This window comes from Bacillus sp. 5B6, assembly GCF_000259405.1.
Taxonomy (GTDB): domain Bacteria; phylum Bacillota; class Bacilli; order Bacillales; family Bacillaceae; genus Bacillus; species Bacillus velezensis.
This window is the reverse complement of the sequence record NZ_AJST01000001.1, coordinates 283,798-303,612: the sequence shown is the minus strand read 5'-3', so window position 1 is coordinate 303,612 and position 19,815 is coordinate 283,798. Positions and strand designations below refer to the sequence as shown.

22 protein-coding genes and 3 pseudogenes are annotated in these 19,815 nt (G+C 43.5%); 10 read left to right on the top strand and 15 right to left on the bottom strand.

The window, feature by feature from the left end:
- Positions 1 to 4: 4 nt before the first annotated feature.
- Positions 5 to 676 (bottom strand): response regulator, encoded by a 672-nt coding sequence (locus tag MY7_RS01400; RefSeq protein ID WP_007609564.1) that lies wholly within the window; start codon positions 674 to 676, stop codon positions 5 to 7.
- Positions 651 to 2,273: an ATP-binding protein gene (locus tag MY7_RS01395; RefSeq protein WP_007609562.1), complete on the bottom strand. Its 1,623-nt coding sequence runs from the start codon at positions 2,271 to 2,273 to the stop codon at positions 651 to 653. Before MY7_RS01395 ends, MY7_RS01400 begins: the two co-directional genes overlap by 26 nt.
- Positions 2,274 to 2,353: 80 nt before the next feature.
- Between MY7_RS01395 and MY7_RS01390 the strand changes: the two genes are divergently transcribed.
- Together MY7_RS01390 and MY7_RS01385 are read left to right on the top strand one after the other, a co-directional pair.
- Positions 2,354 to 3,406 (top strand): TRAP transporter substrate-binding protein, encoded by a 1,053-nt coding sequence (locus MY7_RS01390; protein ID WP_007609559.1) that lies wholly within the window; start codon positions 2,354 to 2,356, stop codon positions 3,404 to 3,406.
- A gap of 84 nt (positions 3,407 to 3,490) precedes the next feature.
- Positions 3,491 to 4,312, top strand: a complete 822-nt coding sequence (locus MY7_RS01385; RefSeq protein WP_007609558.1) for a manganese catalase family protein — start codon at positions 3,491 to 3,493, stop codon at positions 4,310 to 4,312.
- Between the two features lie 36 nt (positions 4,313 to 4,348).
- On the opposite strand, the pseudogene MY7_RS01380 reads toward MY7_RS01385, so the two are convergent.
- The 4 genes and pseudogenes from MY7_RS01380 to MY7_RS01365 form a co-directional block, all read right to left on the bottom strand.
- A pseudogene (locus tag MY7_RS01380) lies at positions 4,349 to 4,707 on the bottom strand (DUF4937 domain-containing protein).
- A complete protein-coding gene (locus MY7_RS01375) occupies positions 4,701 to 5,042 on the bottom strand; it encodes a cupin domain-containing protein (RefSeq protein WP_007609550.1) in 342 nt (113 codons plus the stop codon). The pseudogene MY7_RS01380 and the gene MY7_RS01375 overlap by 7 nt, the downstream one beginning before the upstream one ends.
- Positions 5,043 to 5,176: 134 nt before the next feature.
- Positions 5,177 to 5,548: a glucose starvation-inducible protein GsiB gene (gene gsiB, locus MY7_RS01370; protein WP_007609544.1), complete on the bottom strand. Its 372-nt coding sequence runs from the start codon at positions 5,546 to 5,548 to the stop codon at positions 5,177 to 5,179.
- 100 nt (positions 5,549 to 5,648) lie between these two features.
- Complete coding sequence (locus MY7_RS01365) at positions 5,649 to 6,455, bottom strand: EcsC family protein (RefSeq protein ID WP_007609542.1); 807 nt, start codon at positions 6,453 to 6,455, stop codon at positions 5,649 to 5,651.
- Between the two features lie 166 nt (positions 6,456 to 6,621).
- On the opposite strand from MY7_RS01365, the gene MY7_RS01360 reads away from it, so the two are divergent.
- The 3 genes and pseudogenes from MY7_RS01360 to MY7_RS01350 form a co-directional block, all read left to right on the top strand.
- Positions 6,622 to 6,987 (top strand): DMT family transporter, encoded by a 366-nt coding sequence (locus MY7_RS01360; RefSeq protein WP_007609539.1) that lies wholly within the window; start codon positions 6,622 to 6,624, stop codon positions 6,985 to 6,987.
- A complete protein-coding gene (locus tag MY7_RS01355) occupies positions 6,984 to 7,391 on the top strand; it encodes a DUF5360 family protein (RefSeq protein WP_007609537.1) in 408 nt (135 codons plus the stop codon). The genes MY7_RS01360 and MY7_RS01355 overlap by 4 nt, the downstream gene beginning before the upstream one ends.
- 57 nt (positions 7,392 to 7,448) lie before the next feature.
- Positions 7,449 to 7,664: pseudogene (locus MY7_RS01350) on the top strand (DUF2188 domain-containing protein); the annotation flags it as partial.
- A gap of 58 nt (positions 7,665 to 7,722) precedes the next feature.
- Here the strand turns inward: MY7_RS01350 and MY7_RS01345 are convergent.
- Positions 7,723 to 8,076, bottom strand: coding sequence for a hypothetical protein (locus MY7_RS01345; protein ID WP_007410203.1), 354 nt, complete (start codon positions 8,074 to 8,076; stop codon positions 7,723 to 7,725).
- Positions 8,077 to 8,731: 655 nt separating this feature from the next.
- Here MY7_RS01345 and MY7_RS01335 point away from each other — a divergent pair.
- From MY7_RS01335 to MY7_RS19830, 5 genes are all read left to right on the top strand, one after another.
- Complete coding sequence (locus MY7_RS01335) at positions 8,732 to 10,009, top strand: Nramp family divalent metal transporter (RefSeq protein ID WP_088005335.1); 1,278 nt, start codon at positions 8,732 to 8,734, stop codon at positions 10,007 to 10,009.
- A 106-nt stretch (positions 10,010 to 10,115) separates the two neighbouring features.
- Positions 10,116 to 10,382 (top strand): hypothetical protein, encoded by a 267-nt coding sequence (locus MY7_RS01330; protein WP_007609521.1) that lies wholly within the window; start codon positions 10,116 to 10,118, stop codon positions 10,380 to 10,382.
- A 223-nt stretch (positions 10,383 to 10,605) separates the two neighbouring features.
- Entirely contained in the window at positions 10,606 to 11,184 is a 579-nt protein-coding gene (locus tag MY7_RS19685) for a hypothetical protein (RefSeq protein WP_007609518.1), read from the top strand.
- Positions 11,185 to 11,279: 95 nt separating this feature from the next.
- Entirely contained in the window at positions 11,280 to 11,837 is a 558-nt protein-coding gene (locus MY7_RS01320) for a hypothetical protein (RefSeq protein ID WP_007609516.1), read from the top strand.
- Positions 11,838 to 12,217: 380 nt separating this feature from the next.
- Complete coding sequence (locus MY7_RS19830; protein ID WP_007609513.1) at positions 12,218 to 12,448, top strand: hypothetical protein; 231 nt, start codon at positions 12,218 to 12,220, stop codon at positions 12,446 to 12,448.
- Positions 12,449 to 12,834: 386 nt separating this feature from the next.
- On the opposite strand, the gene MY7_RS19990 is transcribed toward MY7_RS19830, so the two are convergent.
- From MY7_RS19990 to MY7_RS01270, 8 genes and pseudogenes are all read right to left on the bottom strand, one after another.
- Positions 12,835 to 12,969, bottom strand: a complete 135-nt coding sequence (locus tag MY7_RS19990) for a hypothetical protein (protein ID WP_007609509.1) — start codon at positions 12,967 to 12,969, stop codon at positions 12,835 to 12,837.
- The gene (locus tag MY7_RS01305; protein WP_007609507.1) at positions 12,966 to 14,099 is read right to left on the bottom strand and encodes a Rap family tetratricopeptide repeat protein; all 1,134 of its coding nucleotides are present in this window, start codon (positions 14,097 to 14,099) and stop codon (positions 12,966 to 12,968) included. Before MY7_RS01305 ends, MY7_RS19990 begins: the two co-directional genes overlap by 4 nt.
- Positions 14,100 to 14,235: 136 nt before the next feature.
- Complete coding sequence (locus tag MY7_RS01300; RefSeq protein ID WP_228767510.1) at positions 14,236 to 14,439, bottom strand: DUF2651 family protein; 204 nt, start codon at positions 14,437 to 14,439, stop codon at positions 14,236 to 14,238.
- A gap of 75 nt (positions 14,440 to 14,514) precedes the next feature.
- Positions 14,515 to 15,648 (bottom strand): hypothetical protein, encoded by a 1,134-nt coding sequence (locus MY7_RS01295; protein ID WP_029326216.1) that lies wholly within the window; start codon positions 15,646 to 15,648, stop codon positions 14,515 to 14,517.
- A gap of 62 nt (positions 15,649 to 15,710) precedes the next feature.
- Complete coding sequence (locus MY7_RS01290; RefSeq protein ID WP_007609495.1) at positions 15,711 to 16,478, bottom strand: YiiX/YebB-like N1pC/P60 family cysteine hydrolase; 768 nt, start codon at positions 16,476 to 16,478, stop codon at positions 15,711 to 15,713.
- A gap of 418 nt (positions 16,479 to 16,896) precedes the next feature.
- Positions 16,897 to 17,151: pseudogene (locus MY7_RS20090) on the bottom strand (peptidoglycan-binding domain-containing protein); the annotation flags it as partial.
- Between the two features lie 411 nt (positions 17,152 to 17,562).
- On the bottom strand, positions 17,563 to 19,284 hold the full coding sequence (locus MY7_RS01275; RefSeq protein ID WP_007609491.1) for a pyruvate oxidase: 1,722 nt from the start codon (positions 19,282 to 19,284) through the stop codon (positions 17,563 to 17,565).
- A gap of 57 nt (positions 19,285 to 19,341) precedes the next feature.
- Positions 19,342 to 19,788, bottom strand: coding sequence for an NUDIX hydrolase (locus MY7_RS01270; protein ID WP_007609490.1), 447 nt, complete (start codon positions 19,786 to 19,788; stop codon positions 19,342 to 19,344).
- Positions 19,789 to 19,815: the final 27 nt, after the last annotated feature.

The following is a 19,815-nucleotide window of genomic DNA, read 5'->3' as shown; positions in this document are numbered from 1 at the left end:
TCGGCTAGCGGACGAATTTGTAGCGGTTAACCGGCCGGCCCACTCCCCCGTATTGAATGTCGAGCTTAATCTGGCCGTCTTTCTCAAGAAAATCAAGATAACGCCGCGCCGTCACCCTTGCGATCCCGAGCGCTTTGGCGGCTTCTTCAGCTGAAAGCGGCTCCGTCTGCTGTTTCATATAGGTCAAAATTTCATTCATCGTAAAATGATTTAACCCCTTCGGCAGATCCCTGGACGGATTTTGCGGAATTTTAAGCAGCATGTCAAGCTGCTCTTGCGACATGGTGTCATGCTCTTCAATTTTCCGTTTATATTGTTTATAGTTTTCGAGCGCCTGTCTCATCCGCTCCAGCTTAAACGGCTTCAAAATATAGTCGGCCGCACCGTTTTGCAGCATAAGCTGGATTGTTTCTTTGTCTTTTGCGGCCGAGACGATGATGACGTCCACTTCGAGCTTTTGTTTTCTGATTTCCTGGAGCGTTTTAATTCCGTCTTTTTTCGGCATGTATACGTCTAATACCACGAGCCCGGGCCGCAGATCTTTTATAAGCCTGATTCCCTCGTCTCCGTCAGCGGCCGTGGCGATGACGCTGAACCCCGAAACACCGGTGATAAATTCTTTATTCACCTCCTGCACCATCGGATCATCTTCAATAAGCAGCACCTTGATGTTCATCGAATGATTCCTCCCCCTTCATCGGAAATAAAATAGAAAATGCCGTTCCCTGTCCCTGCCGTGTGTCGACTTCAATGACGCCCATCCCTTTGTCGACGATTTGTTTGACGAGGTACAAGCCGTATCCCGTTCCTCCCGTTTTATTGACGGTAAACCCTTTGTCATAAAGGCGCGGGATGTGCTGATCGGAAATCCCGCTTCCGTTGTCTTCTATTAATATAGCAAGCACCTCATCATTTTGCTCGATACTGATGTCAATATGTTTGTCCTCCGTGTCCGCTGTTTCGAATGCGCCGAACGCATTTTCAATTAAATTGCCGAGCAGGACGACGATGTCATGCTGGTCGACATGCTCCGGAAATGCCGAGAAACTGCTGTTTTCATCAATTTTCACAGAAATGCCAAGCTCTTTTCCTCTTTTGATTTTGCCTAACAACAGCCCCGCCGCAGCGTCATTCTGAATGGCCTGATGAAGAAAATCGGTGACGCTTTCTTGTTCTGACGATTCCTTAAAAGCAAGCTGGAGCGCTTTTTCTGATTTTCCGAGCTGAATCAGTCCCGCGATGGTGTGAAGCTTGTTCATATGTTCATGATTTTGAACTCTGAGCGCATCGACAAAATTTTTCACACCGGTCAGTTCTTCCGCCATTTTCGCCGCTTCCGTCCTGTCCTGAAAAATGGCGACGGCTCCGATGACCTTCTTTTTCATGACGATCGGAATTCTGCTGCTCATAATCACCTTTCCGCTGACTTGGATTTCTTCATTATATACGGCTCGGTTCCGCTCGACGATCTCAGGGAGGCGGGAATCTTTTAACACGTCCCAGATCAGCCTGCCATCGGTCTCTTGTCTGACATTGAATATCTGCTTCGCTTTTTCATTAAAAATGGTGATGTGATGCTGGTTATCAATCGCGATGACGCCCTCATTCATTGAATGAAACGTAGCGGTCCGTTCCTCATACATTCTCACGATCTCATGGGGCTCCAGCCAAAACATTTGTTTTTTGATGTGGCGGGCCAGTAAAAAGGAGCCGGCCAGTCCGAACCCGAGCGCCAGCAGAACGATAAACAGTATTTCATGTTTCAGCTGAAGAAGAATTTCACCGAATCCGGGCAGCGTTTTACCGGCCAGAACGACGCCGATCTGATTCAAATCCCGGTCTTTGATGGGATAAAAAGCGCGGACGGCGGTGCCGATCTCTCCCTTTGCTTCGGAAAAATAAATGTGCTCGGCGAACGCCGCGGCTTCGTCCTCACCCCTTGAACGCTTTCCGATCATTGTGCTGACGGGATGTGAATAGCGGATATGATCCATATCCATGACGACGATGTAGTCCGCTTCATTGATGATCCTTATTTCTTCGACCGCATGGCGCACGTCTTCCCTTTGTTTTTTCTGCTCGAGGGCGCGTTTGACATCGGTCATCTCAGATACCGTCCGCGCGGTATTCATCAGCCGTTTTTTCAGCTCGCGCTCCTCTGTATGCTGAATATTGCCGATCAGCACGATGCCGACGATCAAAAAGGTAAAAAGCACGACGATATACGAAAGTATGGTGATTTTCCAGCGGATGGTGAGCTTTTTTTTCGTCATTGGCCTCTTCCTTTCCGTCTCTTTACGAAAACGGCCCGCCCGATTATGCTTGTTATAGAAAATGGCGGAGGGGGTTTTCGATGAAAAGCTTGCTGACTTGTCTCAGCCTGATGGTACTCGGTATCGGAACCGCTTTATTCATCGGCTTTCATGATCATTTCTCAACGGAAGAACCGTATTATGATGACGAACAGGAAGGCCTGAAAGATCAAATCGTTTTCAAATTCAGCCATGTCGTTGCTGAAAACACGCCTAAAGGGCGGGCGGCGAATAAGTTTGCCGACCTTGTCTATCAAAAGTCCGGCGGCACCATTAAAGTAGAGGTGTTTCCAAACGGGAGCCTCTATTCAGATAATGAAGAAATAAACGCCCTCCAAAACGGGGACGTGCAATTCATCGCTCCCTCCACCTCAAAGCTCGGATCACTGTCTCCCGAATGGGGTGTTTTGGATCTGCCGTACGCGTTTACAAACTATAAAGCCGTGCAAGAAGGCCTGAACGGCAAAATCGGCACACGCCTGTTCACTTCATTAGAAAAGCATCATTTGAAAGGACTGGCGTACTGGACGAACGGGTTTAAGCAGCTTACGTCAAATAAAGGACCGATCTTCACTCCGGACGATTTGAAAGGACAGGCGCTCAGGATCATGCCGAGCAGCGTGATCGAAGACCAATACCGTCTGCTCGGCGCGCACCCGCGGCAGGATTCCTTTAATTCCACGTTTCAGCTCTTGGAAAGCAATCTTGTAGACGGAGAAGAAAATACGATTTCAAATATCTATTCTAAAAAATTTTATAATGTTCAAGATTATTTGACAATCAGCAATCACGGGTACCTCGGTTATGCCGTGATGACCGACGAGCATTTCTGGAATTCGCAGACAGAAAAAACGAGAGCCATCTTAACGGAGGCGATGAGAGAAACGACGGAGTGGAACGAAGCCTCCGCTGAGAAAATGAATAAAGACCAGCTTGAAGAGATAAAGAAGAATTCATCCATTCATATTCATGTGCTGAGCAAAGCGGAAAAGAACACATGGATGAAACGCCTCGACCCGATTTACGGACAATATGAACAGGTGATCGGCCGCGGGCTTGTGCAGGATTTGTTATCCTTGCGCCGCGAGCCTTAGCAGGACCAATACGCCCATCTCCGTTTCATCCCTTTTCCCGCCGGGGAAGTAAATAGGGACAGAGCAAAAAAAGGAGATGGAGACATGTTTACACATACGAAAAAATTGCAGCATCCGGCTAAACCGGATCGTCCTGACCCGCTGTTCGCAAAAAAGATGCAGGAAATTTTAGGGGGACAATACGGGGAAATATCCGTCGCCATGCAATATTTGTTCCAAGGATGGAATACACGGGGCAATGAAAAATATAAGGATCTTCTGATGGATACCGCGACGGAAGAAATCGGCCATGTCGAAATGATCGCGACGATGATTGCGAGACTGTTAGAAGACGCCCCGCTGGCAGAGCAGGAAAAAGCGGCTGATGATCCGGTCATCGGGTCCATTTTAGGCGGGATGAATCCGCATCATGCAATTGTGTCAGGACTCGGCGCAATGCCGGAGAGCAGCACGGGCGTTCCGTGGAGCGCAGGCTATATCGTCGCAAGCGGAAACCTTCTGGCAGACTTCCGCGCCAATCTGAACGCCGAATCACAAGGAAGGCTTCAAGTCGCACGCCTGTATGAAATGACCGATGATAAAGGCGTGAAAGATATGCTCAGCTTTTTATTGGCCCGCGATACCATGCATCAAAACCAATGGCTTGCGGCCATTAAAGAATTAGAAGAACAGGAAGGTCCGATCGTTCCTTCCACATTCCCGAAGGCTCTGGAAAAACAGTCATTCTCCCATAAGCTTATTCATTTCTCAGATGGAGCAGAAAGCGCTGAACAAAATTGGCTGAAGGAAACAGCGCCGGACGGAGAACCATTTGAATACGAAAAGGAACCGAAAGCGCACGGCGAAATAGCTAAGCTGGATCCCGTCCCGCCGTATGTCCACAACACGCTTCCCGGCCGCGGGTAAAGACACAAGCCCAAAACAAACTGTTTTGGGCTTTCATTATGCCTTCTGAACCGTCCAGTCCGGTTCGTACCGGATGTCCGGGTGATGTAGCAGCTCATGAATGAAAGGTTCATCCTCTTCGTACAGCATCACTTCTATTGAAAGAATCGCAGCCTTCTGCTCAATTTCTTCGTATATGCGGTCATGTTCGTTCTCCATAAAATCATCATAAGCCTGTCTGTTCTCCCAAAGCTGATGATCTCTGCGATGAACAGGCCGTCTGCGTTTTTCCGCCAGCCGCCGGCCTGTTTGACGAAGCCATTTACACATGATAATGCTCCCCACCTTGACTGTGCTTGCGCAAATGCTTCAGCGTTTGCAGCGTCTGTTTCACATACAATCTTTTTGATCAGCATGACCGTTCCTCTGTGATGACTGTTTTCGCATGCGTATGCTCAACACAAAGATTCACGGTTCTGACGTAAGAGCGAGTGCGGTGAATCGTGCCTTTCGGGATGAGCAGGCTGTCATTTGCTTTGAGCACTGCGGTTTCTTTGTCCTTAAAATCGATCATCAGCTCCCCTTCCAGAACGATGAACCATTCATCTGAGTCAGGGTGGTGGTGCCAGTCATATTCTCCCGTAAACACTGCGAGGCGCACACAGTGGTCATTGATCTCCGCGATTGAAAAATTGTCGTGTTTTTCTTTGACTTTATTGGCGATAGCGAGCAAATTCAGCATGTCAGACACGAGTGAAAAACCCCTTTTTCATTTTATTGTATCGCAACGGCGGCTCAGATCAAGATTTCCCCAAAATAAAAAGCGATCCAGCTGATGCGCCGGATCGCTTTTGATCTGCAGGTTGTCTGCCTTTTATGCTTTTATTAGCTGCTTCGTCTGTTTCCGCCTTTTTGGCCGATTTCTTTATAAAAATCTTTGTCATGATTTTTACTAGTGGCTTCTCCGCCTTTTTGGCCGATTTCTTGATAGAAATCCTTGTCATGGTTATTGCTTGTTGCTTCTCCGCCTTTTTCACCGATTTCCTGATAGAATTCTTTGTCGTGATTTTTGCTTGTTGCTTCTCCGCCTTTTTCACCGATTTCCTGATAGAATTCTTTGTCGTGATTTTTGCTTGTTGCTTCTCCGCCTTTTTGACCAATTTCCTGATAGAATTCTTTGTCATGGTTATTGCTTGTCGCTTCTCCGCCTTTTTTACCTGCTTCTTCTCTGCTCATTTTGTTATTATCTTGTGCCATTTTTGAATTCCTCCTTTAATTGGTGTTGGTTGTTGGTTTCCCGATTTCAGAACTGCTAAACAAAGAAAACACATTGAATGTGTTTTCGGGTGGTTTTTTATCATTCTGTATCGTTCATGCGTTTTAGAATCCGGCGTTTTTTATAAAGCATGATGCCTGTCTCCGCGATGCTTTCTAAAGCTGAACGGTTGGCGGACGCGCCGAAGACGATGCCCGCGACCGGAACCATTTGCAGCAGTTTTTTCGCGGCGAACGTATCGCGGTAGCTGTAAACGACTTCCCGCCAGCCTTGGATTTGCGAGGCGACGCGCTGATAGGCGCGGTCGTTTTGATCATATTGCCGTAAATCTTGCAGGATTGCTTTTTTTCCGATGACGTCACTGGATGCAAGCTGAAGCAATTTGACGATAAACACGCGTTCTTTTTTGTCTTTCGGATCAAAGCCGTAAGCAACCGCGATATCCTGCAGCGTCTTTAAGGACAGGCCGAGCATCGCCGGAATGTCTGCCGCCAGCGTGAATACGCCGCCGACTCCCGTTGCGGCTCCCTGCACCGTCGCGGCCTTTACGCTTGTACGCGCTATGGCTTCTGCGATTTCGTCCATGACGGCAAGCGGCGCATTGCGGATGTCGTGAAGCGTTTGACATGTACCGTGCGGCAGCCGTTTTTGAAACTTTTTCATGATGCGCTTTTCTGATGTAAGGTACTGTCCGCCTGACTGAATAAACGTTCCCGTTTCATCGAGAATGAGTCCGATTTTCCTCTGAATAAATTGCGGTGTCAGCTTGTCCAAAAGCTGAAACGGCAAGCGGGTGAATGTTTGCCAGAACATCACCCTCTGCTGCGCCTTTTCCCATTTTTGAATGTCTCTCAGTTGTCTTTCCAGGTCTGTCCGCTCTTCTGTCACCCGTCCTGCACGTCCTTTCTGATTTCTTTGTTCATAGTATACCTTTATGGCGTTTTCTTTTTACACCCGGCCGGATTTTTTATCCGGAAAACATTCCATTGTTTAATTTTCTTCAAATTCTCTATATTGTATAATTTTGAATAATACGATTGAAGGAGAATGTTGAATGCAATGGATTTATTTAAGTTTAGCGATCATTTTTGAAGTATTGGGTACGGTCAGCATGAAATTATCAAATGGATTTACAAAACTTGTCCCAAGTATTTTATTGTTATTGTTTTATATCGGCAGCCTTTGTTTTCTTACTTTGACTTTAAAATATATAAGCGTCTCCATCGCGTATGCGGTCTGGTCGGGAATGGGGATCGTGCTGATTTCCGCGATCGGAATCTTTTTCTTTCATGAACAGTTCTCTGTCATAAAAGCTGTCTCTGTTCTTCTGATCATCATCGGTGTTGTTTCCTTAAACTTTATTTCTGAAAGTGAAACGTCATCAAACGGCATCAGCGTTCATACGGACAGAAACAGATGATGAAAGGGTTAAAGGTTCTCTTCCTCATTACAGATATTGGATTTATCGTTTATTGGATTGTTACTTTTTTTGAGTGGATTCCAAAAAACATGGTGTTTAAAGATTATGATAACGCCATGATAATGGCCTGGAACTGGTCATTCTTTCCCTTAGATATTTTCATTTCGATAACCGGGCTGTACAGCTTGTTTCTTTATAAACGGAAACATGCGTTATGGCGCTCTTTCGCATTAATATCACTTGTGCTGACCTTTTGTTCAGGCCTGCAAGCGATTGCCTTTTGGGTATTTATCGGTGATTTTGATCTTATGTGGTGGGCATTCAATCTGTACTTGCTTCTTTATCCTTTATATTTTATTCGGAAATTGCTGGTCTCTCGTCACAATAGCTGTCATTCTTTTTGATGAGGCGGTTTTCTTTTTCCCCAGGCGGGAAACACTTTTCATAAAGGAGTGATAGACATGCCTTGGTCTATGAAGGATTATCCGCAATCATTGAAGAATCTCGAGGAACCTGTGAAGAAAAAAGCGATCGAAATCGCGAATGCGATGATAGATGAGGGTTATGAAGAAGGACGGGCCATTCCCATTGCGACAAGTCAGGCGAAAGAGTGGAAAAAAAACGCTTCTAAGGAAGAAATCGATCAGCTGATGAAACACGATGATGAAACGAAACGCGGAAATTGAATCGGAATAAAGGAAAAACCCCGCTCTCAAGAGAACGAGGTTTTTCTGATTATAAACCGTAATAATAAGATAGTGTGGTGACTGAAACGTAGCCTGTCGCTCCTGCATACGTGACTTTCAGCCATTTATTAGAATTCGTGTAGTGGCCTTGGACATATTCTCCGGTTACCCAAGAACCTGTAATTTTTTTACCGCTTGAGAATGTTGTGATCGTTGAACAGCTGACCTTAGAGCATGAGCGCATATTAGCACCGTAAATACCGACTGTACCCCCGCTGGCTAAAATGGAAACGTCCGGTTCAGCTTTAGGTTTGAAAGCTGCTGCTGATGCAGAGCCGCCAAAAGCGAATAAAGAAACAGCAAAAATCATGGCTAAAGAAATGATCGACAAACGACGCACCAAGAAAATTCCCCCTCTTTTATCATATGGCTGGAAAGCTTTCCTGACGTTATTATACTTTTTCGCCCGGGAGACTGAAATAAGTCTAATGCTCCAACTTCTTTTCTTCGCAAGTGACCATGCCGATTCTTTATTTGATAAATAACAGCGGTTTATTGGACTGGAATCACTGATATATCGTTGATTCAAACGTTTATTCAGAGCGGCCGGAGTTTTTCCGGAGGTCATTTGAATGGTACAGAAAGGTTTTATCTTCCAATGGAAAGAAACATTATTATTCTATTTACCCGGGAAAACGGAGGAAATAAAGCGTCTTTTTCTCAAATCAGTTGGGCGCACAGAAAGTTGTGAAGTTATACAGGCAAGTGTCCTCTTTTCACCTTTTTAAAAGAACGCTCAACGCATCCGCGCATGATCGGACGCGGAAACACGCTTTGCGAACGGCATCGCTTCTTTCCCGGAACGATGCCGTTTTCATTTTCGGACCTTTCTTCGGCGGGATACATATCATAGATAAAACAGGGCATCAATGTGCCGGTTTATTGAACATAAAGAACTTGACATCTCATAATAGCGGATTTATGATGTAGATAAAATAATTTGCATCTAGGAAACTTTTTGTTATTTAGCTAAAAATCTATCGGAATTTAGGTGAGACATAATGAGCAAAGACATCTCAGCACAATCACTGCAAGCAAAAGCCGTGCAGGATGCACTTGACGGCAAAAGCAAGGGATTCAAGCGGCTTCTGCCTTTCTTAGGCCCAGCCTTTATCGCGGCGATTGCCTACATTGATCCGGGAAACTTCGCTACGAATATCTCAGCTGGTTCGAAATTTGGGTATATGCTGCTGTGGGTCATCCTCTTTTCAAACTTGATGGCTTTTTTAATCCAAGTTCTTTCCGCGAAGCTCGGCATTGCCACGGGTAAAAACCTTCCGGAAATCGCCAGAGACCGGTATCCGAAATGGGTATCCGCCGGGCTGTGGATACAGGGTGAACTGGTGATTATGGCAACTGACCTGGCAGAATTTATCGGGGCGGCGCTAGGGCTCAACCTGCTGTTCGGCATACCGATGGTTGAAGCGGCCATTATCGCGGCGATCGGATCATTCGCGATTTTAGAGCTGCAGCGCCGGGGTTACCGGGCGCTGGAAGCGGGCATCGCCGGACTTCTGTTTGTCGTGGTGATCGCCTTCGCTCTGCAAACCTTCTTTGCCAAACCTGACGCCGCTTCCGTTCTCGAAGGGCTGTTTATTCCGAAAATTGACGGAATGGACAGTGTGCTCTTGGCAACCGGGATACTCGGCGCAACCGTGATGCCGCATGCCATTTACTTACATTCCGCACTGACACAGCGCCGGGTCGTCGGAAAAACGGATAGTGAGCGGAAAAAGATTTTTAGATTCGAGACGATTGACATTCTCATCGCGATGGTGATCGCCGGGGCGATTAACGCAAGCATGCTCATCGTCGCCGCGGCGCTTTTCTTCAAGAACGGGCTGTATGTAGAAGATTTAGACGTGGCTTATCAGCAATTCGGCCACTATATCGGACCGGCTTCAGCCATTCTCTTCGGGATCGGGCTGCTGGCCGCAGGGCTTTCAAGCTCTTCTGTCGGCACATTGTCAGGCGATATTATCATGCAGGGCTTCATCCGTTACCGTATCCCGCTTTACTTGCGGCGTTTCATTACCATCATTCCGCCGATGATCATCATTATCTCGGGGGTCAACGCCACAGAAGCGCTCGTATGGAGCCAGGTCGTTCTTTCATTCGGCATCTCCTTTGCGCTCGTGCCGCTGATTATGTTTACAAGCAACAAACGCCTGATGGGCGCCCTGACGAACCGAAAATGGGTGACGGCTCTCGCCTGGCTGATTGCGGTTTTGGTGATCGCGCTTAATCTGTTTGTGATCTACGATTCATTCCGTTAGAAAAAAAACCGGCCATAGCGGCCGGTTTTTCTTTTGGCGCCGGGTGCCGTTCGTATCTTTTTCCGGGCGTTTTTGGTATGATAGAAGAAAAATCGGAGTTTTGCTTATGTCAGTATTTATCCTTTTTTATCTGTGGATTGTGCCGATTGTCATCGGCATCTTCTGTTCTCTTATTGCTTATCGGACAACGGGTAAGAAACGTCTGATTCCCGGCTTTTTCATGATCGCATTAAGCATCGTTTCCTTAATCACGGGGCTTTGGATCGGCGGGGTGAACTATCATGTGTTCATCGGGGGCATGTTTTTATTCGGTACGTTATTGGCCGGCTCCGCCTTCCCGTTTTTCTTCGCTCTTTCACGCAAACGAAAATAAACAGGCATGCCGCCTGTTTATTTTTATTCATTAACCCTAAATTATAAAACCGCTCCGATAATGTGATTCCGCCTCAAACAGCCTGTACATGTGTTATATAGGCTTCAGCCCATGTCCCATCGTCGAAACTGCAGCCAAAATGAATCCTGCTAAAGAAGATTTTGAATTATGAGAAAAATACTGTATTAAAATCCTATTTACCCCAAAAATACCTATTGATAGAATGGTATCTGAGAGGGGAAAATGTTCAAAGCGGATCATATCGGTCCCGCCTAAATACATAGTCTTTCATTTCTCTCTACACTACATTTCTAAAGGAGGATTTCCCATTAAACACGCAGCTAAAGGCATTCTGTTTGCCGCATCTTTAGCCCTTGTAACTACTGCTTTTGTCCCCGCATCCTTAGCTAAAGAAAATCATAATAATACTGCCAATGTCACTGGAACGACCAAATCATTTTTTTATCAGACTGATACGCAATTTTCCTACGGACTTAAAGCACAAAGCGATGCATCTGTGTCAAAACCAGTCAAAGATGTAATCAGAGAAGTGCTGAAAAATAAAACAAAATTATTCAATCTTGTTGAAAAATTAGCAGGAAAGAAAATAAGAAATGAACTCGAATCTGTTTTCAATGAACACATAGAACCGGTTTTAAAGAAAATGCTGAACGAGTATGTCGCCTTAAGCTGGGCTGACGTGGAAAAGAATCTTTATCTTTCACTTAAAAAGTCCGGACTTTCTGACAGCCAGGCTAAAAACCTCGCTCAATTGACAACTTTAGCAATGAAAGCATTTTAAAATCATTCATAAATGATCGTCAGGAAAATACGTATGAAGTAATGCAAAGTGCTGTTAGATTCACTCTAATAGCACTTTTTCATTGGAGATGTCACATGACTGTCTTTTTTACTGTTCTGCTCACTTTCTTATGCTGCCTTGTGATTTCATCTCTTATTTTTATGATTCTATTAAAAAAAGAGATCGTGGATACACCGCCAAACCGCTTAGCTCATGCAGCATTCATAGGGCTTATTGGATTCTCCCTGTTCTTCGCTATAACTGTACCTAGCCTAGTTATTTATTTTGCAGCTGTAACAATACATCATTTTTTCGGAGAATATATCATCTATGGTTCACTTTCAGACTTATACATATTTTCTGTCGTCGTCAGTATTTTAGCTTTAGTTTATATGCTAATCCTTACGGCAATTGTAAAAGGAATGACTCATGTTTTGACATTGCCTGCTTGGTCAGCCTATATCCTTGAATTCATTTTTGCATGGGCTGCTGTTTACTTCTCAATTCAATACGTTTCCAATCATATCATTGAGAACATATCTATATTTCAAGGTGGAGAAGTGCTTCTTTCATTGTTCATCACTTTCTTATTTTCGGGATTGGATATCCTTTTCACTAATTTGGATAAGATCACAAAAGAGAAATTAGGCTAAGGGGGTAACAAATATGAGGATCATGACATATATATCCTATTTTTCTATTTCTTTAGTTTTGCAGGTGGTATGGCTGCTGTTAATAAAAAGAACCTCTAATATATCTCTGATAGATATGATTACGGTGTCCTTCTTATTCACCCTCTTTATGTTCATCTTTGATCATATTTTCAAAAAAAAGCGGACAAATTAGGGACTGTTTTTTTATAATCCTCGGACTTCTCTTTCGGTTTGAAATTGTTCCGGATCTGGGGATGTTGCGGCGAACCGTTCATTAATGTTTAACACCAGCCTCTGTAAAACACTTCTCCTTTTATATAACATCCTGACATTTCCGTCATATATTCAAACGAAAAAACTGCAAAAGGGAGTAATGAAACATGATATTGTTTATTGGCAAGTTCATGTTGCTCTTTTTACTCTGTTCGCTGGCATATTATTTGTTTAAAATTGTTTATTACAATATAGGGAAGAACATTGCGCTTAAAACCCCGAAAGGGACAAAGACAAACCGGACGGCACATGTGTTTGTCAAAAATGGAACTACACTGAATGAGGGAGATTACTTTATGATCGCTGTTGTGACCGCTCTCTGGCTGTTCTTGAGATGAAACTGCAATGATTCTTCACGAGTTTTTTAATCAGCCATCGCCCCGCCAGCTGTGGCTTTTCACAATCTCCGTTTTCGTTTAGGACGGCTATATGCAAGCCAAGTCGCTCAACAAACAAAAAAATAAACAGGCATGCAGCCTGTTTATCAAGGTCGAAATCTTCTCGATAGCTCCTTTGTTTTTCCTTGAATGATTGAAGAAAGGCTTAAAAATGGACGGCGTCTTTCTCATGCATGCATCGTTCAAGAAATCATCACAGCAAAACGGAAAAGTGAACGCAATACAAGTAACGCTTAAGAACCTTATGAGGTAGCGTATGTTGATTACTGGATAAGTAAAAGAAAACCCCCAATCTTAAAAGGTGAGGGTTAAAAATTGGAGTACAATTAAATATTTATAGCTTTTTCGGCGATGTGGAAAGTTCCAGAATCACTCATTTCAGCAGTATAAACATTTGTCACACTTAATAATCCAGTGAAAAGAATACCGATTAAAGCGGAGCTGATTATAAGTTTCTTCATGATATAGCCTCCGTAACCTTAAGTATTTGTGTTTGGGCATGTATGGTTTTCTTTAAAAAGTTTCTTCCCTCTGCATAGTTTCTCTTCTCAAAATGAAAGTCACCTAATTTTTCAGTCAGCTCTGCGAAATCAGACCAAAGGCGTTTCCCTTCTAAGTAGCCTAAGCTTTGTTTCACTGCTGTTTCATTATATTCTTCGTATAATGAATTAATGATTTTTAATTTAGCCAAATATTCTTCTTCATTAGAAGTCCGAGCACGATTTAGAGCCGTTTCATAAAAGAAACCTGCTTCCTTGGCTTTATCACATTGGTACAGGACATTCGCCATCATATATAATGATCTCACTCCATACACTGTATCAATATGTTCTTTCACGTCTATTGCCTTTTTGAAATTCTCTTCAGCAGCAATCAAATTTTTCCCTCTTAAATAAACTAAGCCTAAGTTATGAAAGATCACTCCGATAATTCTTTTCACTTTTTCCTCATCCAAGCCACGGGCGATACTTAATGCTTCCCGATAATATGATTCTGCCTCCGTCAGCCTGTACATATCGTACATGTTAGCACCGACCATCATATTACAGCCAATCACTTTCACTTTGTATAGTTGACTTTTTTCAAACAATTGCTTGGCTTTTTTTAAATGATTGAGGGAAACAAAGTGCTGATCAATTTGATAATAGGCATCAGCTATTTTGTAATGAAATTCAGCTTGCTCCATTTCATCTGATACAGCATTCAACTCTCTCTCTGCTTTGCGATAATAGCTTATCGCTTCAACATACTCTTTATGATCAAATTCATACATTCCACGAAAAAACAATGAGTAATATTTCAAGAGGCCTGTAAGTCTTTTTTGCGGCTTTTCTATTTTTTCAAGCAGTTCGTCGACTGTGGGGCGATCTCGATATCTGTCTTCCGGCTCCAAGGAATCTAACATCAATTGGTGACGAAAGCACATCAATGAATAAAAAACAAGCAAATCCTGATCCTCTTCCATCTCCTCTATTTCCTGTTCTACTTCAGCCTTTAAAATCTCAGCATCAGGCACACTGAACTGGCGAATCATCTTGTACCATTCATTGATCTTGACACCAACTTGGGACGACGGTAAAACTTGGTCCACACTTACCCCTCCCTCTAATCACTATTTTTGTAATATTATAACTTTTCCTACAATAAACAGAAACGAAAAAATCCCGCAATTTTCGTCGCGGGATTTTTGGGATTATGGTTTTGGTGTACACTCTTGATTATTCCATTTAATATTTTCGCTTTGTAAAATTCATTATAGTCTTAGTGATTGAACCGGAGATAAGGCAGGCTCCCGTCATGATAAACACCCAAATTAAAAATGTTGGCTCTGCCCCTATTACAACAAACATAAATATCAATGACAGGATCAATACGACGACAACCATAGTCCATACTTTTTTAAAGATGAAATACCCTATTATCCCCAGCATAAAAGAAGCTGCCGGAAGAATAATGAGTATGATATATGCAGGGCTCAAAAATGGGCTAATATAAACACCTCCTACTTATTTTAAAATTTCGAACCGGGCAATTTCCCACTCTTTTTTTGCTTTTAGCGGGATTGTTTTTACCTTTTTGCCTGATTTCAAATCATAAGACGTGATATCTCCAAGCTTGTTATCACGCTGGATATCAAAGTTTTTGAGTAAAACATACATCTGTCTGTCATTGAATTGAACATCATTCATTAATTTGTTATCATCCCCAGCATAAAAATCAAAAGATTTTTTCTTAACCATTTTTTTATCAAACACCTGCAGCTTGCCCTCAAAAGAAACAGCTAAGATGCTATCTTTTAATATTTTCAATTTTGCAGGATGAAACCCTTTCTCCATCTCGACTTCTTTTTTTACCTTAAGAGTCTCTCTGTCTATTAATATGAGCTTAGAATTCTCTTTCTCATTCACGTTATCATTAACTGCCAGTACAAATGTATTTTCATCTAGAGCTTGGAATGCATCCTTTTCATCCATGAAGTATATCCCTTTATTCGGTATGGATGCCTTGTTCTCTTGCTTATTTGTCTCTGGGTTAATTGAAAGGATGGACATACTTTCTTCATCACTTGAAATGACATAAATTTTATTTTTAGCGACGATTGCTGATCCAAGTTCTCCGTCAAGCTTTATTTGTTTCTTGTTTTTTCGGCTGTTTCCCTTCCAATATACCAGTTCACTTTCCAGCCCTTTGTCTGTATATCCAACGTTAATGTCATGGATGATATAACCGTCAGAACTATTTATAAAGAAAGCACCTTCATCCTCAGTTGTTTTTGACAAACTCTTTTCATTTATTTTGTTTATTTTTCCGGTTTTATTGTCTATCATCAAGTGATTATTGCTTCTATTTGATGAGAAGAACGTATCGTTTTTGTTATATGAAGACATCGTGAAATTTATACCATCTTTCAATTCCAAGCTATCCATTTTAGCACCATCTTCACCGTAAACCCCAATCTCACTTCCCCTATCTAAAGTGTTAGAAAAACCAACAATAAATTTTGCATTGTCAATATCCTTTAATACAGTCTTTTTATTGCTGCTTCTTTCCTCTTTTTCATTCCCAGTTTGGATGAGACCGCAAGAGGTTGTGACTATCAGTATGCAAATGAAAATAAACAGGGTCTTAAGTCTATTCATATTTTCCTCCCTTTGAAATGACAAAACAACCGGTGCAGCACCGATTGTTTTTGTCAATTTGTTTAACCCTTGTGATAAAAGATTGTTGTGTTATTGGATTTTACAAGCTCCATTGGTGTTACAACGCTGTCCCATTTGACATTGTCAATATCAATACCTTGGTTTTTCCAAGAACGCCAAGCTAATTGAGAACAATAAAATTTAGCAGTTGTCTTTTTATTTAAAAAGTTGAAATTATATTTCTTTTTATTATCTGCTTGCTTTTCCGCATATTTTGCAGCGTTTATATACTTATTGTTATTCGATCCTTTAACCCATAGACCGTAAACTTTCTTTTTACTTCCCCAGTTATTATTATATCTGCGAACTCCATCTTGGTTTATAGGGCTCCAGCTTTTCGCCCATGCTTCAACTGTTTTTGATTTGTTAGTTGAAACAATCGCAGCATGTCCTACACCAATAGACCAACTTCCAGAATTAATTTCATAGCTTGTAAGAACATCACCTTTTGTACCTAAAGCTTTTGCTGCAATTTGGTTCTTGGGCTGATATTCAGGCTCCTTGTATTTAGGAAGAACTTCATCAATTTGACCAGAGGCTTTCAATCCTTTGATTTCTTTTTGGGAATCCTTATACAAGTCTTCTGCATGTTCTTGTACATACGCATACTCTTCTTTACTCATTTCATAGAATTTCTGTACTTCCTCACTTGTCATGCCGGCATCTTTCATTTCCTGTATTTCCGTTTGGACTTTTTCATTAGTAAGTTGCGGAAATCCTTCAGCATGTGCACTTTTCCCAAATCCCAATCCTAAACCGGAAATCAACATAGTTGTAGAGAACATGGTGGTAAGTAAAAATTTACTCTTTTTCACGTCAGTATCCCCCTATTGAATATTTTACCTTCTTTCCTAAGATATAGGATATAAATAAGGTTGTAAACACCTTTTTTGAATTATTTAGGATATTTTAATCATTTCTATCTAGTGCATAATGACACAAAATCGGGATATGCAGTGCCAACTGAACTATAGGATTTGGGTTTTGCACAATGTTTATCAGGCAATGTGTTGTTTCACTATTTCTTCGTAAGGTTACCCTTCAAATTTTATACAAATTTACAAGTATTTGAAATACTTTTTCCAACAAACACATTCTACCATTGATGCGAACCACAATTCTATATACTTCTTTATTTTTATGAAATATATAGAATTGTGGTACAGCCCTATTAAAGGGCTGTTTCATTTATTTCAGAAGAGACATCATTTTTGCTTTCGTTTTCGGTCCGTAAATTCCATCAGCAGACAGGCCATACATGGACTGGAACCGTTTGACTGCATTTGCTGTCTTAGGTCCGTAATAGCCATCTATTCCGTTGTTCTTTGCTCCTTTGTCCGGATAGTAATAAAGAGCCGCCAAAGCTGTCTGTATCTGTTTCACGGACGTTCCCTTAGTTAAGGGGCTTGTCACTTTAAAAACGCCTGAAGGCAGCGTGTAAGATGATTTTTTGCCTTTTGTTGGGGGCTGGCCGAATCCGTCAGCTTTAATACTTGGCCGACTTTGATAAAATTCGGATTCTTGATGCCGTTCAACCTTTGCAGGGTGGCCATGCTCACGCCGTTTTTCTGTGCAATGACAGAAAGAGCATCGCCTTTCTTGACGGTGTACGTCGCCCCGCTGGTCTTAGTTCCTGTTTTTGCTGATAAGGGCTGGGCGATGCTGATGTGCGAACCACGTTTGTTATGAACTGTCCTGGTCCTTCTTAAGTTTTTTATCAGCCATCGCTCGCCAGCTGTGGTTTTTCACAATCTCCGTTTCCGTTTAGGACGGCTATATGCAAGCCAAGTCGCCTCAACAAACAAAAAAATAAACAGGCATGCTGCCTGTTTATTTTTTTAAAGCGCCGGCTTCTTAAAACAGCCGTTTTAAGCTTTTCTTGAGTGACGGCATTTCGATTTTTTGGTTTTCAAAGAAGTTTTTCAGCATGTATTTGCTGAAGCCCTTCGCTTGGCCGTAAGTGATTTTCCCCGGAAGCGGCGGCTCGTCGCCGATGACGGCGTCAATGACGACCGGCTCGTTTGAGTTGAGCGCTTCGTGGAAGGCGGGAGCCAATTCCTCGTGTTTCGTCACTTTGATGCCTTTTGCTCCGCAGCTTTCTGCAAAAGCGGCGTAATCCATATTTTGCAGCTGGGTGACGTAGTCAATGTTGCCTTTGACCCGCTGTTCATATTCAATCATGCCTAAATTTTCGTTGTTTAAAACGACAACCGTAATCGGCAGTTTGTATTTAACAGCCGTCGGCAGGTCCTGCATCACCATTGAAAATCCGCCGTCTCCGCAAATGGCGATGGACTGCCGCTCAGGTTCGGCAAGGCTTGCGGCAATCGCTCCCGGAAGCCCGCATCCCATTGTGGCGAGCCAGCTTGAGACGATAAAGTCCTGCTTCTTCATTTTAAAATGGCGGGCCATCCACACCGTAACCGTTCCGACATCCACTGACAGGACGGCGTCCTCTGCGGCCGCATCCTGAAGCCGGGCAATGACCTGCTGCGGCTTGAGCGGATGAGTCGCTTCGGTTTCATCCTTTTCGATTTCCTTCCACCAATGCTTCATGTGCTCGGTGCAGGCGTCCAAAAATCTTCTGTCTTCTTTATATTCAATGTATTCCGTCAGCTCTTTCAGCCCCAGAGCCGCATCACTGACGATTCCCGCATTGACGGGATAGCGCTTGCCGATTTTCGCCGGATCCGAATCAAGCTGAATGGCGGGCGTATCATCCGGTAGATAATCCCTGTACGGGAACGATGTGCCGAGCATAATCAGCAGATCGCATTCCTCCATGGCTTCGTAGGCGGGCTTTGTGCCGATTTGTCCGAGATTCCCGAGAAAGTGGGGATGGCTGTCAGGCACGACGCCTTTTGCCGGAAGAGTAATCACAATCGGAGCGGCCGCTTTATCGGCGAATGCGAGCAGCTCCTCTTTTGCCGATTTTAACCCTTGGCCGGCGAGAATGACCGGTTTTTTTGCGTTGTTAATATATTGCGCGCATGTCACGAGATGTTCTTTTTTCGGCTCTATAACGGCTTTGAGGTATATCGGCGATGTATAAACCGGCTCCCGTTTGATTTTTTGCGCGAATAAATCATCAGAAACGGTTAAAACGGCAACGCCTTTTTTGCTGTAAGCCGTGCGGATCGCCTGATTCAGAAGATCGGGCAGCGCTTCTGCCGTATGTACTTGCTGGTTGAACACCGCCACGTCCTCAAACATTTGCTCTAATTTGATTTCCTGAAAGCTGTCACGGCCGATTTCATCGGAAGCCACCTGTCCCGCAATCGCCAGCACCGGAACGCCGTCCGCTTTGGCGTCGTATAAACCGTTCAGCAGATGAACGGCCCCCGGTCCTGCGATTGAAAGGCAGACACCGATCTGCCCGGTCAGTTTTGCCTCAGCCGCGGCAGCCAGGGCTGCGACTTCTTCGTGCCGGGTTTGGATGAATGTCAGGTTATTTCGTTCATGTCTCAGTTCTTCGATAAATTCATTAATGCTGTCTCCGGGAATGCCGTATATATGACCGACTCCCCATTGTTCAAGCAGCTCCGTCATTACGTGTCCTGCTGTTTTACTTGGCATACTGCATCCTCCTTTTACCTGTATTCATCCCCTTTTTCAAACGGGTTGAAACACGGGCTATACTCTCAGCTTTTTTCTTAGCAGATCAAGGATGGATAACAGATTTCGGTCTTTAAGGACTGCCTTATGATTTGCCGCCCCATTGAGTCCGTCTTTTATTTGCCGTTTTCTGTTCGGCACCATGAACAGTGGCAGCCGGTTTGGGGAAAACCAGCGTAATGCGGCGGTTTCCGGCCCGTTCATCAGCGGTGTTCCTCCGGTAATGGCTCCGATGAATACATGCTGTGTATCTTCAAATGCCGGCCTTTCATACTCACCGGCTTTTTTTATGATGGTCACGTTATAACCGGTTTCTTCACAAGCCTCTCTGACGGCTGCGGCTTCAGGTATTTCATCTTCAGCGATCCTGCCCCCGGGCAAATCCCATAAGGGGATGTCTTTTCGTTTTACGAGCAATATGTCCTGCCCATCATTTTGTATGATGACAAAAGCGCCTTGTGCCATGTCGTCCTCCTTTACAAAAAAGACCGC